Annotated in this window: 10 protein-coding genes; 4 read left to right on the top strand and 6 right to left on the bottom strand. The window is 71.3% G+C overall.

Going from position 1 to position 14,218, the window contains the following annotated elements:
* Nucleotides 1-31: 31 nt before the first annotated feature.
* Genes FDM97_RS08520 through FDM97_RS08510 form a run of 3 tightly spaced genes read right to left on the bottom strand, consistent with a single transcriptional unit; the run spans nt 32 to nt 3,206 of the window.
* Entirely contained in the window at nt 32-904 is an 873-nt protein-coding gene (locus tag FDM97_RS08520) for a sugar ABC transporter permease (protein WP_432816282.1), read from the bottom strand.
* Nucleotides 898-1,908, bottom strand: a complete 1,011-nt coding sequence (locus FDM97_RS08515) for a carbohydrate ABC transporter permease (protein ID WP_137989662.1) — start codon at nt 1,906-1,908, stop codon at nt 898-900. The genes FDM97_RS08520 and FDM97_RS08515 overlap by 7 nt, the downstream gene beginning before the upstream one ends.
* Before the next feature lie 20 nt (nt 1,909-1,928).
* Nucleotides 1,929-3,206, bottom strand: a complete 1,278-nt coding sequence (locus tag FDM97_RS08510) for an extracellular solute-binding protein (RefSeq protein WP_137989659.1) — start codon at nt 3,204-3,206, stop codon at nt 1,929-1,931.
* Nucleotides 3,207-3,541: 335 nt separating this feature from the next.
* Between FDM97_RS08510 and FDM97_RS08505 the strand changes: the two genes are divergently transcribed.
* From FDM97_RS08505 to FDM97_RS08495, 3 genes are all read left to right on the top strand, one after another.
* Nucleotides 3,542-5,305 carry a glycoside hydrolase family 13 protein gene (locus FDM97_RS08505; RefSeq protein ID WP_137989656.1) on the top strand — a complete coding sequence of 588 codons (1,764 nt, stop codon included), beginning with the start codon at nt 3,542-3,544 and terminating at the stop codon, nt 5,303-5,305.
* Nucleotides 5,306-5,330: 25 nt separating this feature from the next.
* Nucleotides 5,331-6,359, top strand: coding sequence for a LacI family DNA-binding transcriptional regulator (locus FDM97_RS08500; RefSeq protein WP_137989653.1), 1,029 nt, complete (start codon nt 5,331-5,333; stop codon nt 6,357-6,359).
* 92 nt (nt 6,360-6,451) lie between these two features.
* A complete protein-coding gene (locus FDM97_RS08495) occupies nt 6,452-7,354 on the top strand; it encodes a phosphatase PAP2 family protein (protein ID WP_137989650.1) in 903 nt (300 codons plus the stop codon).
* Here the strand turns inward: FDM97_RS08495 and FDM97_RS08490 are convergent.
* Entirely contained in the window at nt 7,338-8,906 is a 1,569-nt protein-coding gene (locus FDM97_RS08490; RefSeq protein ID WP_137989647.1) for an amidohydrolase, read from the bottom strand. The two genes, FDM97_RS08495 and FDM97_RS08490, sit on opposite strands and share 17 nt — an antisense overlap.
* Nucleotides 8,816-10,372: an APC family permease gene (locus tag FDM97_RS08485; RefSeq protein ID WP_137989645.1), complete on the bottom strand. Its 1,557-nt coding sequence runs from the start codon at nt 10,370-10,372 to the stop codon at nt 8,816-8,818. Before FDM97_RS08485 ends, FDM97_RS08490 begins: the two co-directional genes overlap by 91 nt.
* 129 nt (nt 10,373-10,501) lie before the next feature.
* On the opposite strand from FDM97_RS08485, the gene FDM97_RS08480 reads away from it, so the two are divergent.
* The gene (locus FDM97_RS08480; protein WP_137989643.1) at nt 10,502-11,128 is read left to right on the top strand and encodes a TetR/AcrR family transcriptional regulator C-terminal domain-containing protein; all 627 of its coding nucleotides are present in this window, start codon (nt 10,502-10,504) and stop codon (nt 11,126-11,128) included.
* A 42-nt stretch (nt 11,129-11,170) separates the two neighbouring features.
* On the opposite strand, the gene FDM97_RS08475 is transcribed toward FDM97_RS08480, so the two are convergent.
* Nucleotides 11,171-14,158, bottom strand: a complete 2,988-nt coding sequence (locus FDM97_RS08475) for a bifunctional [glutamine synthetase] adenylyltransferase/[glutamine synthetase]-adenylyl-L-tyrosine phosphorylase (protein WP_137989641.1) — start codon at nt 14,156-14,158, stop codon at nt 11,171-11,173.
* Nucleotides 14,159-14,218 lie beyond the last annotated feature (60 nt).

The raw sequence follows: 14,218 nt of genomic DNA, 5'->3' as shown, positions 1-14,218 counted from the left end.
AGGAGGTACGTAGAAGGGGGGTGCTCAGGGCTCAGCCCTTGACAGCGCCGGCGGACATGCCGGTCACCAGGTGCCGCTGGGCGACGAGGAACACCAGCGCCGCCGGGACGGCGATGAGAACGGAGGCCGCGGACATCGGCCCCCACTGGGCGCCGTACTGGTTGACGAACTTCTGCAGACCGCCGGCCAGGGTGAGGTTCTCGTCGCCGACCATGAAGGCGGAGGCGTAGGCGACCTCGCCCCAGGCGGTGATGAAGGAGTAGAACGCGGTCACCGCGAGGCCGGGCTTGGCGAGCGGCAGGATCAGCCGCCAGAAGGTGCCGAACGGGTTGAGTCCGTCGACCTGGCCCGACTCGTCGATCTCGCGCGGGATGGTGTCGAAGAAGCCCTTCATCATCCAGGCGCAGAACGGGACGGCGATGGTGAGGTACGTGATGACCAGACCGGCCGCCTTGTTGAGCAGTCCGAGCGACGACATGATGTTGTAGATCGGCACGATCAGGACGGCGACCGGGAACATCTGGGTGATCAGCAGCGTCCACATCAGTCCGCGCTTGCCGGGGAACCGGAAGCGGCTGACGGCGTAGCCGGTGGTGGCGGCGATGAAGACGCCGAGGAGCGTGGTGAGGGCCGCGATGAGCAGCGAGTTGCCGAACCAGGTGAGGAACTCGGTGTTCTCGAGCAGGTCCGTGTAGTTCGCGAGCGTCGTCTCCTTGAAGAAGTCGGTCGTGGTCGCGTACTTCGCCGGCTTCAGCGAGGTGAGCAGGACCCACAGCACCGGGAAGACGGCGATCACGGAGGCGACGATCAGGGTGGTGTGCAGCCCGATCGAGGCGAGCGGCGAACGGCGGCCGCGGAGCGGGGCGTTGGCCTGGGGCGTGGTGGTCTGTGCGGTGGTCACCAGACTTCTCCCTGCTTGCGGAGGACTCGCCGGTAGACCGCGGCGAAGGCCATCAGGAGGATCAGGATCAGGACGCCCCAGGTGGACGACTGGGCGAAGTCACGGGGGCTGATCTCGAAGGAGAACTTGTACGCCTGGGTGACCAGGATCTGGGTGGCCTCGCCGGGCCCGCCCCGGGTGAGCAGGAAGATCACCGGGAACATGTTGAACGTCCAGATGGTGCTCAGCAGGATCACCGTGGTGGACACGGACCGCAGCCCGGGCAGGGTGATGTGGCGGAAGCGCTGCCAGGCGTTCGCGCCGTCCATCTCGGCGGCCTCGTAGAGCTCGCCGGGGATGGACTGCAGTCCGCCGAGGAGGGCGACCATCATGAACGGCACACCGAGCCAGACGTTGACGGCGATGACCGAGAACTTGGCCCAGGTGGGGTCGTTGAGCCACGGCACGGCGTCGATGCCGCCGCCCGCGAGCAGCTTGTTGAGCAGACCGTTGTCCTGGTTGTACAGGAAGCGCCAGGCGAACACGGAGACGAAGCCGGGCACGGCCCAGGGGAGGATCAGCAGCATCCGGTAGACGGAGCGGCCGGCGATCTTCCGGTTGAGGATGTTGGCGAGGGCCAGGCCGAGGGCGAAGGTGACGGAGACACAGGACACCGTCCACACCAGCGTCCAGCCGAGGGTTCCGAGGAACTGGCTCCCGGTGAGCGCGTCGACGTAGTTGTCGAGGCCCACGAACTCGTAGGTCGCGGGAATCTGGTTGACGCCGATGCTGCGCGCGACGTTGCGCTCGTTCGCGTCGGTGAGCGAGAGGTAGATCCCCCGGACCAGCGGGTAGCCGATGATCACGGCGATCACCACGGTCACCGGGGCGACCATCGCCCAGGCGTACCAGTGGGTGGTGAGAGAACGACGGACCTTGCCGCCGGACGTGCCAGTACCACGGTGCCGGCCGCGGGCGTCGACGCCCGCGGCCTTCACCGCCGACTGGCTGCTGGTGTCCACAGCCATCAGCCGGCCTGCCTTCCTTGTTACTTCCAGTCCTTCAGGAGCTTGCGGTAGGCGTCACCGGTCGCCTTGGCTCCCGCTTCCGGGGTGGTCTGGCCGGTCAGGACCTTGGTGTACTCGGTCTGCAGCGGCGCGAAGAGGCTGCCGGCCTCCGGGATCCAGGGGCGCTCGACGGCCTTGTCGACGACCGGCTTGAAGAAGCCGATCATCTCGTTGCTCGCCACGTCCGGCTTGATGTAGACGGACTCGCGGGTCGGGAGCAGGCTGAGCTCCTTGGCGGCGGTGGCCTGCGCCTCGACGGAGGTCATGTACTCGACGAAGGCGTACGAGGCGTCCAGGTTCTTGGAGCCCGCGTAGACGGCGAGGTTGTGACCGCCCTGCGGGGCGCCCTGGCCGGCGGAGCCGGCGGGGACCGTGGCGATGCCCAGGTTCGCCTTGTCGGCGAACTCCTTGCCCGCGAAGGTGTCGGCGACGGCCCACGGGCCGTTGATCATCATGGCGACCTTGCCTTCCTTGAAGGCGGTCTGCATGTTGTTCCAGCCGTCGGTGGCGTCGGTCTTGGCGGCACCGGAGGTGACCAGGTCCTTGACCGTGGCCATGGCCTTCACACCGGCGGCGTTGTCGACGGTGACGGTCTTGCTGTCGGCGTTGACCAGGTCGCCGCCCTCGCCGTACAGGAAGGAGAGGAACCAGTAGGCGTCGTCGCCGCGCAGGTAGAGACCGGTCTTGCCGGTCTTCTCCTTGATCTTGGCGGCGACGGTCTTCAGTTCGGCGATCGACTTGGGCGCCTCGACACCGGCCTCCTTGAAGATCTTCTTGTTGTAGAAGATGCCCATGGAGTCGATGACCTGCGGGACGCCGTAGGTCTTGCCGTTGTACTTGGTGGAGGCGGCGGCCTGCTTGAGGAAGTCCTTGTCGTCCTTCAGGGCGGCCGTGCCGTCCAGCGGCGCGAGGTAGCCGAGGTTGGCGAAGTCCGGGGTCCAGGCGACCTCGGAGCGGATGACGTCGGGAGCGCCGTTGCCGGACTGGGCGGCGTTCTTGAACTTGTTCTGCGCCTCACCGAACGGCACGTTCACGTACTTGACGGTGACCTTCGGGTGCTTCTTGGTGAAGTCCTCGGCCAGCTTCTTGAAGACCTTGTCCTCGCTGCCGACGCTCGACGTGTCCCACCAGGTGACCGTGCCGGAGAGCTCGCCCGAGCTCTTCGAGCCGCCGCCGTTGGAACCGTCGCCGCTTCCGCACGCCGCCAGGGTCACGCCCAGGGCCGCGACCAGCGCGGTGGCTGCTATGCCACGCCGCATGTGAACTCCTTCAACTGATCCCGGGGTGACGAGGGGCTGGAACCTGCCTCATGCGACCGCTCCCTCGCGGCGCGCCGGGTTGCCAGGAACGTAACAGGGATGAAAACGAGCCGAAAGAGCTTGCGAGAAATTTCTGCAAGCCCGGCCGATCGTTACATCCGCGTGTCCCGAAGGTTGCCATCGAGTCGCTTGACACGGGACTTCACGCCCTCTTGCGGTGCCCGTCCGGCCCTGCAAACCTTTGCATCATCTCTTGCAGGACCGTTTCACGGTCGCCCTGACCTCGTTGTCAGTACGACTCCCCGCACCCGAAACACGCGAGAGGGACACCGCACATGGCCCACGAGCTCACCTCACCGTCGCTGTCGGACCCTGCAAGCCCTTGCGCAAGCGATCCCCGCACCGGTTGGTGGCGGGACGCCGTCATCTACCAGGTGTACGTCCGGTCCTTCGCGGACAGTGACGGCGACGGGATCGGCGACCTGCGCGGCGTACGGGAGCGGCTGCCGCACATCGCCGGGCTCGGCGCGGACGCGGTGTGGCTGACCCCGTTCTACGCGTCCCCGCAGGCGGACGGCGGCTACGACGTGGCGGACTACCGGGCCGTCGACCCCGTCTTCGGGGACCTGGCGGACGCCGACGACCTGGTGCGCGCGGCGCACGGGCTCGGCCTGAAGGTCATCGTGGACATCGTCCCCAACCACACCTCGGAGCGGCACCCCTGGTTCGAGGCGGCGCTCGCGGGCGTGGGCCGGGACCGGTACGTCTTCCGCCCGGGGCGGGGCGAGGACGGCGCGCTGCCGCCCAACGACTGGGAGTCCGTCTTCGGCGGTCCGGCGTGGACCCGGGTGGCGGACGGCGCCTGGTATCTGCATCTCTTCGCGCCCCAGCAGCCGGACCTGAACTGGAAGAACGACGAGGTACGGGCCGAGTTCGACTCCGTGCTCCGGTTCTGGCTGGATCTGGGCGTGGACGGCTTCCGGATCGACGTCGCCCACGGGATGGTCAAGGCGGACGGGCTGCCCGACATCGGGCACGGGGAGCAGGCGAAGCTGATCGGCATCCAGCGGCTGCCGTTCTTCGACCAGGACGGGGTGCACGAGATCCACCGGGGCTGGCGCCGGCTCCTGGAGTCGTACGGCCCCGACCGCATCGGGGTCGCGGAGGCGTGGGCGCCGACACCGGAGCGGCTGGCGCTCTACGTACGCCCCGACGAGCTGCACCAGGCGTTCAACTTCCAGTTCCTGAACTGCGCGTGGGACGCGGCGGCGCTACGGACGGTCGTCGAGGAGTCGCTGCGCGCGACGGCCTCGGTGGGCGCGCCGACGACCTGGGTGCTCTCCAACCACGACGTGGTGCGGCACACCACGCGGTACGGGAGCCTGTCACGGGCTCGCGCGGCGGCGCTGCTGATGCTGGCGCTGCCGGGCTCGGCCTACGTCTACCAGGGCGAGGAGCTGGGCCTGCCCGAGGTCATGGACCTCCCGGACGAGCTGCGCCAGGACCCGGCGTTCTGGCGGGGCGGCTCCGCCGCCAGGAAGGGGAGCGGCAGCGGAGGCGAGCCGGAGGCGAGCGGCCAGGAGGGGCTGCGCGACGGCTGCCGGGTCCCCCTGCCGTGGACGCCGGACGGCCCCTCGTACGGCTTCGGCCCCTGCGGCGCCTGGCTCCCGCAGCCCCCGGAGTGGGCCGCCCTGAGCGTCGCCGCCCAGCACGCGGACCCGTCCTCCACCCTGGAGCTCTACCGCCACGCCCTGCGCCTGCGCCGCGAGCACCCGGCGCTGGGCGCGGGCGAGACGGTGGAATGGCTGGACGTCCCGGAGGGCGTGCTGGCCTTCCGCCGCCGCGCGGAGGGCGGCGACGTGGTGGTCACCCTGAACACGACGGACCGGGACGTGGACCTGCCGCTCCCCGGCTCCCCCCTGCTGAGCAGCACCCCCCGCGCCCACGGCACGGAAGCCGACGGCGACCGGCTCGGCGGCGGGGGAATCGAGGGTTCCGCACCCGTACTGCCCTCGCCCTCCGAGGAGTTCGTCCCCGGCGCCGCGGTCGTGCGCAACGTCCGGGTTCCCGCCGACTCCTGCGTTTGGTGGGCAATCTGACGTGCGACCGGTACAGTCCAACCCCATGACCGCGCGGCTTGCCGACATCGCAGCCCAGGCGGGGGTCAGTGAAGCCACAGTCAGCCGCGTGCTCAACGGCAAGCCCGGTGTGGCCGCGGCCACCCGTGAGTCCGTGCTTGCCGCACTCGACGTCCTCGGATACGAGCGGCCCGTACGGCTGCGTCAGCGCAGCGCCGGGCTCGTCGGGCTGATAACCCCCGAACTGGACAACCCGATCTTTCCCGCGCTCGCGCAGGTCATCGGGCAGGGCCTGACACGTCAGGGCTACACCCCCGTCCTCGCCACCCAGACCCCCGGCGGGTCCACCGAGGACGAGCTCACCGACATGCTGGTCGAGCGGGGCGTCTCCGGGATCATCTTCGTCTCCGGGCTGCACGCCGACACCACCGCCGACATGACGCGCTACGACCAGCTGCGCGGCAAGGGCGTCCCGTACGTCCTCATCAACGGTTTCTCCCCCAAGGTGCAGGCCCCCTTCGTCTCGCCCGACGACCGGGCCGCGATGCAGCTGGCCGTGACGCACCTGGCCGCCCTCGGGCACACCCGGATCGGGCTCGCGGTGGGCCCCAAGCGGTTCGTGCCCGTGCTGCGCAAGATCGAGGGGTTCCAGCGCGGCATGCAGGAGCGGCTCGGGCTCTCGCCCGAGGAGTCCGAGGCGCTGATCCAGCACTCGCTGTACACCCTGGAGGGCGGCCAGGCCGCCGCCGGCGCGCTGATCACCGCCGGCTGCACGGCCGTGGTCTGCGCGAGCGACATGATGGCGCTCGGCGCCATCCGGGCCGCCCGCCAGCAGGGGCTGCAGGTCCCCCGGGACGTCTCCGTGGTCGGCTTCGACGACTCCCCGCTCATAGCGTTCACCGATCCGCCGCTGACCACGATCCGCCAGCCGGTGCAGGCGATGGGGCAGGCCGCGGTCCGGGCGCTGCTCGAGGAGATCGGGGGGACCCCGGCCCCGCACAGCGAATTCGTCTTCATGCCTGAGCTGGTCGTTCGCGGGTCGACAGCTTCCGCCCCGAGTCAGGGAAACCCCTGACTCGGGCTCCTGCTCAAGGCGGAGCACGTGCGCCTCTCACCCGACCGAGGGATGATCGGACGAGAGGCATGGATCTGGCAGACTCTCCTCCTATGGGTGAAGCGACCGTGAAGAGTTTGGAAGGCCGTACGGCGGCCACCCCGTCACCCATGCCGGACGGTGGCGGAGTGCGGGCGCGCCTGCGCGCGCCCCGGCGTCCGAGGATCTGGTTCGAGATCCTCCTCATCGGCGTCAGCTACTGGACGTACTCGCTCATCCGCAACGCGGTTCCGGAGCAGAAGGCCCAGGCGCTGAAGAACGCCGACTGGATCTGGGACGTCGAGAAGTCCCTGGGACTCGCCTTCGAGCAGGCCGTCAACCATGCCGTCAATTCGGTGACATGGCTGATCGTGTCGATGAACTACTACTACGCCACGCTGCACTTCGTCGTGACGATCGGTGTGCTGGTGTGGCTGTACCGATGGCATCCGGGCCGTTACGCGGCGTCCCGTACGGTCCTGTTCGCCACCACCGGTGTGGCGCTGGTCGGTTACTACCTGTATCCGCTCGCACCGCCCCGGCTGATGAACGGCCAGAGCTTCGTCGACACGGTCCTGGTGCACCACACCTGGGGCTCGATGGCCTCGGGCAACCTCAAGCACATGTCGAACCAGTACGCGGCGATGCCGTCGATGCACATCGGCTGGTCGCTCTGGTGCGGCCTGATCATCTTCGCCCTGGCCTCGGCGCCCTGGGCGCGCATCCTCGGCCTGCTCTACCCGGCCGCGACGCTGGTCGTGATCGTCGCCACCGCGAACCACTTCTGGCTGGACGCGGTGGGCGGCATGATCTGCCTGGCGTTCGGCTTCGCCGTCTCGTACTTCTGGTACGGCTCGCTGCCGCAGCGGCTGCCCAAGCTGGTGGAGACGCCCGCGCCGGTGGCGCACGGCGGCCCGCCCCCGCGTACGGAGACGGACCACGAGCAGGAGCCGGAGCGGCTCAGCTCCGGTAGGTGATCCGGCCGCCGGCGACCGTGAGCCGGACCGGGGCCTGTTCGGTCTCGTCGGCGGGTGCCGTCACCGGGTCGACCGTGAACGCGGTCAGATCCGCCCGGTACCCCGGGGCGATCCGTCCGGCGACCCTCTCCTCCCCCGCCGCGACCGCCGCGTGCGTGGTCATCCCCTCCAGGGCCATCAGCCCGGTCAGGCCGTGCCGGGCGGACGCCGCGCCGCGCGGGGCCTGGGCGGTGGCGAGGACCTGACGGGCGTCGTAGTGGGCGATGGGCCAGTCCGAGCCGAGCGCGAGGTACGCGCCCGCGTCCCGCAGGTCCCGGCAGCGCCAGGCCCGGTCCGCGCGCTCGTCGCCGAGCCGCTTGGACCACTCGTCGGTGTGGTCGGCGCGGGTGTACGCGGTGTGCGGGGGCTGCATCGAGGCGACGACGCCGAGGGCGGCGAACCGGGCGAGATGGTCGTCCGGGACGGTCTCGATGTGCTCGATCCGGTGCCGTGGCCCGCCGGCGCCGAGGCTCTCCACCGTGTCGAGGACGTGCCGGACGGCCGCGTCGCCGATGGCGTGCGTGGCGGTGCCGGTCCCGGCCTCGTGGAGGTGGCGTACGGCGGCGGTGTAGGCGGCCGGGTCGGGCCAGAAGGCGTCCGTGCCCTGGCCGTGGCAGTCGGCGTGCTCCAGCCAGGCGGTGCCGCCCTCGACGGTGCCGTCCATGAAGAACTTCACGCCGCCGACCCGCCACAGGCGCCCGGACCGCTCCTGGAGCCGTACGAGCTCCTCCAGCGTCTCGCGGTCGGCGCCGGGCATGCACCAGGGGGCGAGCCGGAGCCGGAGCGGCAGGTCTCCGTCCCCCTCCAGGGCCGTGAGCAGCCCGGGTACGTCGTGGCCGCCGAGGTCCATGACGTGGGCGCCGGTCAGTCCGGTGGCGGCCATGGCGGTCAGCAGCTCGACGAGCCGGGCGCGCCGCTCGGCGTACGGCCGGCCGGGCAGGACGGGGGTCATGAGGTCCATCGCGGCGTGCTCGACGAGATGGCCGGTGGGCCGTCCTTCGGCGTCGCAGACGATCTCGGAGCGCTGGGCGAAGACGCGAGGTCCGTCGATGCCCGCGGCCTTCAGGGCCGTCTCGCTGACGAGGGCGGAGTGGCCGTCGTAGAGCCGCAGGAAGGCGGGGGCGCCGCCGAGGGCGTCCTCGACGAGTTCGCGGTGGACCGGCCGGCCGCCGAAGACGTTGTGGTCGAGGCCGAAGCCGGTGATCCAGCCCTCGCGGCGCTCGGCGCCGGCCAGGACCGCGCGCAGTTCGTCGAGGTCGCGCACGGCGGAGAGATCGGTGCCGGTGAACATCTCCAGGCCCCAGACGGGGTGGCTGTGGGCGTCGGTGAGGCCGGGGGTGAGGGTGGCCCCGCCGAGATCGACCGTCTCGGTGCCGGGTCCGCGCCAGGCGCGCGCGTCGGTGTCGTCGCCGACGGCGGTGATCACTCCGTCGCGGACGGCGACGGCGGTGTGGCCGGTGAGCTCGGGAGCGCGGACACGGGCGTCGACGAGGACGAGGTCGGGTGCGGGCACGGCGGCTGTTCTCCTTCGGTGGGTACGGGCTCGGCGGCGAAGTTCGCGTAGACCTCGGGGCGCGCGCGGCGCAGTCGGTACGCGAGGAGGAGCCCGAGGGCGAAGACGGCGGGGACGAGGGTGACGAGGACGGTGTTGACGGTGGCGGAGGCGCCGGTGAAGAGGGCGACCTTGGAGACGACCAGGCCGATCGCCACGGCGAGCAGCAGGGCGGCGGCGACGGGGGCGATCAGGGTGCGCAGGGCGCCCTCGTCGTGCGGGGCGCGGCGAAAGTAGCGGACGACGGCGAGGGCGGCGAGCAGCATCAGCGCCATCAGGCCGATCATTCCGGGGGTGTTCACCCAGAGCAGCAGCTGCGTGTACGGGTCGGCGCCGGCCGCGGCGAAGCCGAGGACGATGACCGCGCCGAGGACGGTCTGGGCGAGGCCCGCGACGTACGGGGAGCGGTGGCGGGGGTGGATCCGGCCGAGTGCGGCAGGCAGGACGCCCTCCTCGGCCAGGGCGAGGCCGTAGCGGTTGATCGCGTTGTGGAAGGCGAGCAGCGAGGCGATGATGCTGGTCACGATGAGGATGTGCATCAGGTCCGCGGCCCAGGCGCCGACGTAGACCGTGATGGCGGAGAAGAACAGGCCGCCGGGGTCGTCGGTCGCGGCCTTGACGACGGCGTCGTCGCCGAAGGCCTGGATCACGGTCCAGACGATGAAGGCGTAGAAGAGGCCGAGGAAGCCGACCGCGATGTAGGTGGCGCGGGGGATGGTGCGGGCGGGGTCGCGGGCCTCGCGGCGGTAGATCACGGTCGACTCGAAGCCGGTGAAGGCGGAGAACGCGAAGGCGAGGACGGCGGCCGTGCCGGGGACGAGGACGTTGCCGGGCGTGAAGGAGGTGAGCGAGATCCCGTCTGCGCCGCCCTGGAGCAGGACGCCGCCCGCGAGCAGGACGAGGATGCCGGTCTCGGCGACGAGCAGGACGCCGAGGACCTTGGCGCCGAAGTCGATCGAGCGGAAGCCGCCGTACCAGATGAGCAGGAGCCCGGCGAGGGAGACGGGGAGCCAGGGGATGTCGATGCCCCACAGGGAGTGGGCGGTGTCGGCGGTGGCGGTGCCGAGGAGTCCGTAGACGCCGATCTCCATGCCGTTGTAGCCGAGCATGGCGAGCAGGGCGGCGGCGATGCCGACGGGCTTGCCGAGGCCCCGGGTGATGTACGCGTAGAACGCGCCGCCGCTGTTCACATGGCGGCTCATGGTGGTGAATCCGACGGCGAAGACCGCGAGGGTGATGCCGGCGAGGAGATAGCCGGCGGGGGCGCCGATGCCGCCGAGGACGAGGGCGATGGGGGCGACGCCCGCCATCACGGTGAGCGGTGCGGCGGCCGAGATCACGAAGAACGAGATGTCGGCGGTGGAGAGGGTGGCGCGGCGCAGGGTGACCGGTGGCGCTTGGCGGTCGTCGGGCGTGGTCGCGGGCATGGGGAGGGAAGCCCTTCTGCTGACGGCAGGGGGAGGTCAGGAGCGGTGAAGCAGAAACCTAAAGGCTTTCGGTTGCGGCAATGTAGCCTCCGTTACGGCGTACGGGAAGACCTCACGGAGAGCGAGAACATGGGACGGCCGCGGACACCTCTGCTCGACCCCGAGCGAATCACCACGACGGCGCTGCAACTCGTCGACGAGCAAGGGGAGTTCAGCGTTCCGCAGATCGCCCGCACACTCGGGGCGCAGACCGGCTCGGTGTATCACCACGTGGACGGGCGCGGTGGGGTGATCGAGCTGATGCGCGAGCGGGTCTGCGAGGCGATCGACGACGGGACGCTCGACCTGGAGCCGTGGGACGCGGCCATGGCCGCCTGGGCCCGCTCCTACCGCGCCGCCTTCGCCGCCCACCCGAGGGTGATCCCGCTGCTCATGACCTCACCGGTGCGCGCGCCGAAGGTGCTGGCCCAGTACGAGCGCGCGGTCGGCCGGCTGCTCGCCGCCGGGTTCGCCGACGCGGACGTCATGACGGTCATCATCGCCCTGGAGAACCTGGTCCTCGGCTCGGCCATCGACCTGGCCGCCCCCGAGGCGATGTGGGAGCTGCCCGACGAGACGGCGACGCCGCGGCTGGCCCGCGCCCTGGACGCCGTCGGCGAGGGGCGCGCGGACGCGGCCTTCGAGCTGGCGCTCGCGGGGTTCCTTGCGCACTGCCGGGTGCTGTTGGAGGCGACGCCGCCCCCTCAGGCCCCGTAGAACTCACGCCCTGTCATCACGCCCTGGACTCACGCCCTGTACTCACGCCCCGTAGAAGAGCTCCTCCACGACGGCGCGCGCCCGGCGCGTGACGCGACGGTAGTCGTCGACCATCTCCCCGACGTGCCCTGAGCCGTAGCCCAAGTACCGCCCGACCGCCGCCAGTTCGCGCCCGTCCGAGGGGAAGGTGTCCCCCGGGCGGCCGCGCACCAGCATCACCGCGTTGCGGACGCGGGTCGCCAGGACCCAGGCCTCGTCCAGTATCTGGGCCTCGTCCGTGGGGATCAGGCCCGCCGCGTGGGCGGCGGCCAGCGCCTCGCGGGTGCGGGTGGTGCGCAGGCCCGGCTCGGCCCAGCCGTGGTTCATCTGGAAGAGCTGGACCGTCCACTCGACGTCGCTCAGCCCGCCCCGGCCGAGCTTGGTGTGCAGTGTCGGATCGGCGCCGCGCGGCAGCCGCTCGGTCTCCATCCTGGCCTTGAGGCGCCGGATCTCGCGGACGGCGTCTTCGCCGAGCCCCTCCGCCGGGTAGCGCAGCGGGTCCACCAGCTCGATGAACCGCTCCCCCAGCTCCGGGTCGCCCGCCATCGGCTCGGCGCGCAGCAGCGCCTGGCTCTCCCAGACCAGGGACCAGCGGCGGTAGTAGGCCTCGTACGACTTCAGCGTACGGACCATCGGACCGCTCTTGCCTTCCGGCCGCAGATCGGCGTCGATGAGCAACGGCGGGTCTGCGGTGGGGAGTTGGAGGAGCCGGCGGATCTCCTCGACGACCTGGTTCGCAGCCTTGGCCGCCTCCTGCTCGTCGACTCCCTCGCGCGGCTCGTGCACGAACAGGACGTCGGCGTCCGAGCCGTAGCCGAGTTCGTGCCCGCCGAAGCGGCCCATGCCGATGACCGCGAACCGGGTCGGCAGCGTGTCGCCCCAGCCTGCGCGGACGGCGGCCCGCAGCGCGCCCGCGATCGTCGCCGCGTTCAGACCGGTGAGGGCCGGGCCGACCCGGTCGACCAGCGCGCCCGGATCGAGCTCGCGGGGGCTGTCCTCCGTACCGTACGAGCCGATGAGATCGGCCGCGGCGGTACGGAACAGCTCCCGGCGGCGTACGCCACGGGCCGCCGCGACCGCCTGCTCGGCGCCGTCGGCGCGGCCGACCGCCGCGAGGATCTCCTGCTCCAGATGGTCGCGCCCGCGCGGTTTGAGACCCTCCGGGTCGCCGAGGATCGCCACCGCCTCCGGGGCGCGCAGCAGCAGGTCGGGGGCGAGCCGCCCGGCCGACAGGACCCGGGCGAGGTTCTCGGCCGCCGCTCCCTCGTCGCGAAGGAGACGCAGGTACCAGGGGGTCTTTCCGAGCGCGTCGGAGACCTTGCGGAAGCCGAGCAGCCCCGCGTCCGGGTCGGCGGAGTCCGCGAACCAGCCGAGCAGCACCGGCAGCAGCGTCCGCTGGATCGCGGCCTTGCGGGTGACCCCGGAGGCGAGCGCCTCCAGATGGCGCAGGGCGGCGACGGGATCGGCGTACCCGAGCGCTTCGAGCCGCTGCCCGGCCGCCTTGGGGCTGAGCCGGGTCTCGCCGGGGGTGAGCTGGGCGACGGCGTCGAGCAGCGGGCGGTAGAAGAGCTTCTCGTGCAGCCGGCGGACCACTGCGGCGTGCCGCTTCCACTCCTTGTTCAGCTCGGCGACCGGATCGGTGCGCATCCCGAGCGAGCGGCCGAGGCGGCGCAGATCGGTCTCGCCCTCGGGGACGAGATGGGTGCGGCGCAGCCGGTGGAGCTGGATGCGGTGCTCCATGGCCCGCAGGAAGCGGTACGCCTCGTCGAGCTGGGCCGCGTCGGCGCGGCCGACGTAGCCGCCGGCGGCGAGCGCGGCCAGGGCGTCGAGGGTGGTGCCGCTGTGCAGCGTGGCGTCCCCGCGGCCGTGGACCAACTGCAGGAGCTGGACGGCGAATTCGACGTCGCGCAGTCCGCCGGGGCCGAGCTTGAGCTCGCGGTCGATCTGGGCGGCCGGGATGTTGTCGACGACCCGGCGGCGCATCTTCTGCACGTCGGGGACGAAGTTCTCGCGCTCGGCGGCCTGCCAGACCAGCGGGGAGACGGCGTCGATGTACTCGGAGCCCACCTCCGGGTCGCCCGCCACCGCCCGGGCCTTGAGGAGGGCCTGGAACTCCCAGGTCTTGGCCCAGCGCTGGTAGTAGGCGAGATGGCTGGACAGGGTCCGTACGAGCGGGCCGTTGCGGCCCTCCGGGCGGAGGTTGGCGTCGACGGGCCAGATGGTGCCCTCGACGGTGGTCTCCGAGCAGATCCGCATGAGGTGGGAGGCGAGCCGGGTCGCGGCCTGCATCGCCTTGCCCTCGTCGGCGCCCTCGACGGGCTCGGCGACGAAGATCACGTCCACGTCGGAGACGTAGTTCAGTTCGTTGCCGCCGCACTTGCCCATGGCGATGACGGCGAGCCGGCAGTGGGCCGCGTCGGCGGGGGCGGCGGTACGGGCGATGGCGAGGGCGGCGCGCAGGGTCGCGGTGGCCAGGTCGGCCAGCTCGGCGGCGGTCTGGGCGACGTCGATGGTGCCGCAGACGTCCCGGGCGGCGATGGCCAGGAGGCAGCGGCGGTAGGCGATCCGCAGGGAGACCGGATCGGTGGCCTCGGCGAGACCCCGCTCGAACTCGGCGACCCCGGGGTGCAGATCGGCGGCCTCGTAGGTGACCAGGGCCTGCCAGTCCCTGGGGTGCTTGGCGAGGTGGTCGGCGAGCGCCTCGGAGGCGCCGCACACACCGAGGAGCCGGTCCCGGAACGGCTTGGCGGACAGCAGCGTGCTGGTGAGGGTCTGGCGCTCCTCGTCCGGCTGCGCCTCGACGAGACGGACGAGGCCGCGCAGGGCGAGGTCGGGGTCGGCGGTCGCGCCGAGCGCGTCGAGGAGCACGGGGTCGTCGCGCAGGGCGGCCAGCTCGGGGACGTCGAGCAGCCGCTCGGCGCCGGACGGATCGGTGAACCCGTGCCGCAGCAGCCGGGTGAAGGTACTGCTTCTGCGCCCCGGCACCGTCATTCCGCCGCTCCCTCCACCCGTCCAAGGTTCGCCAATCGAGCCTATCCGGAGCGGGGGGCG

This window comes from Streptomyces vilmorinianum (assembly GCF_005517195.1).
Classification (GTDB): Bacteria; Actinomycetota; Actinomycetes; order Streptomycetales; family Streptomycetaceae; genus Streptomyces; species Streptomyces vilmorinianum.
Note: the sequence above shows the minus strand (reverse complement) of the source record. Positions and strands in the feature narration are given on the sequence as shown.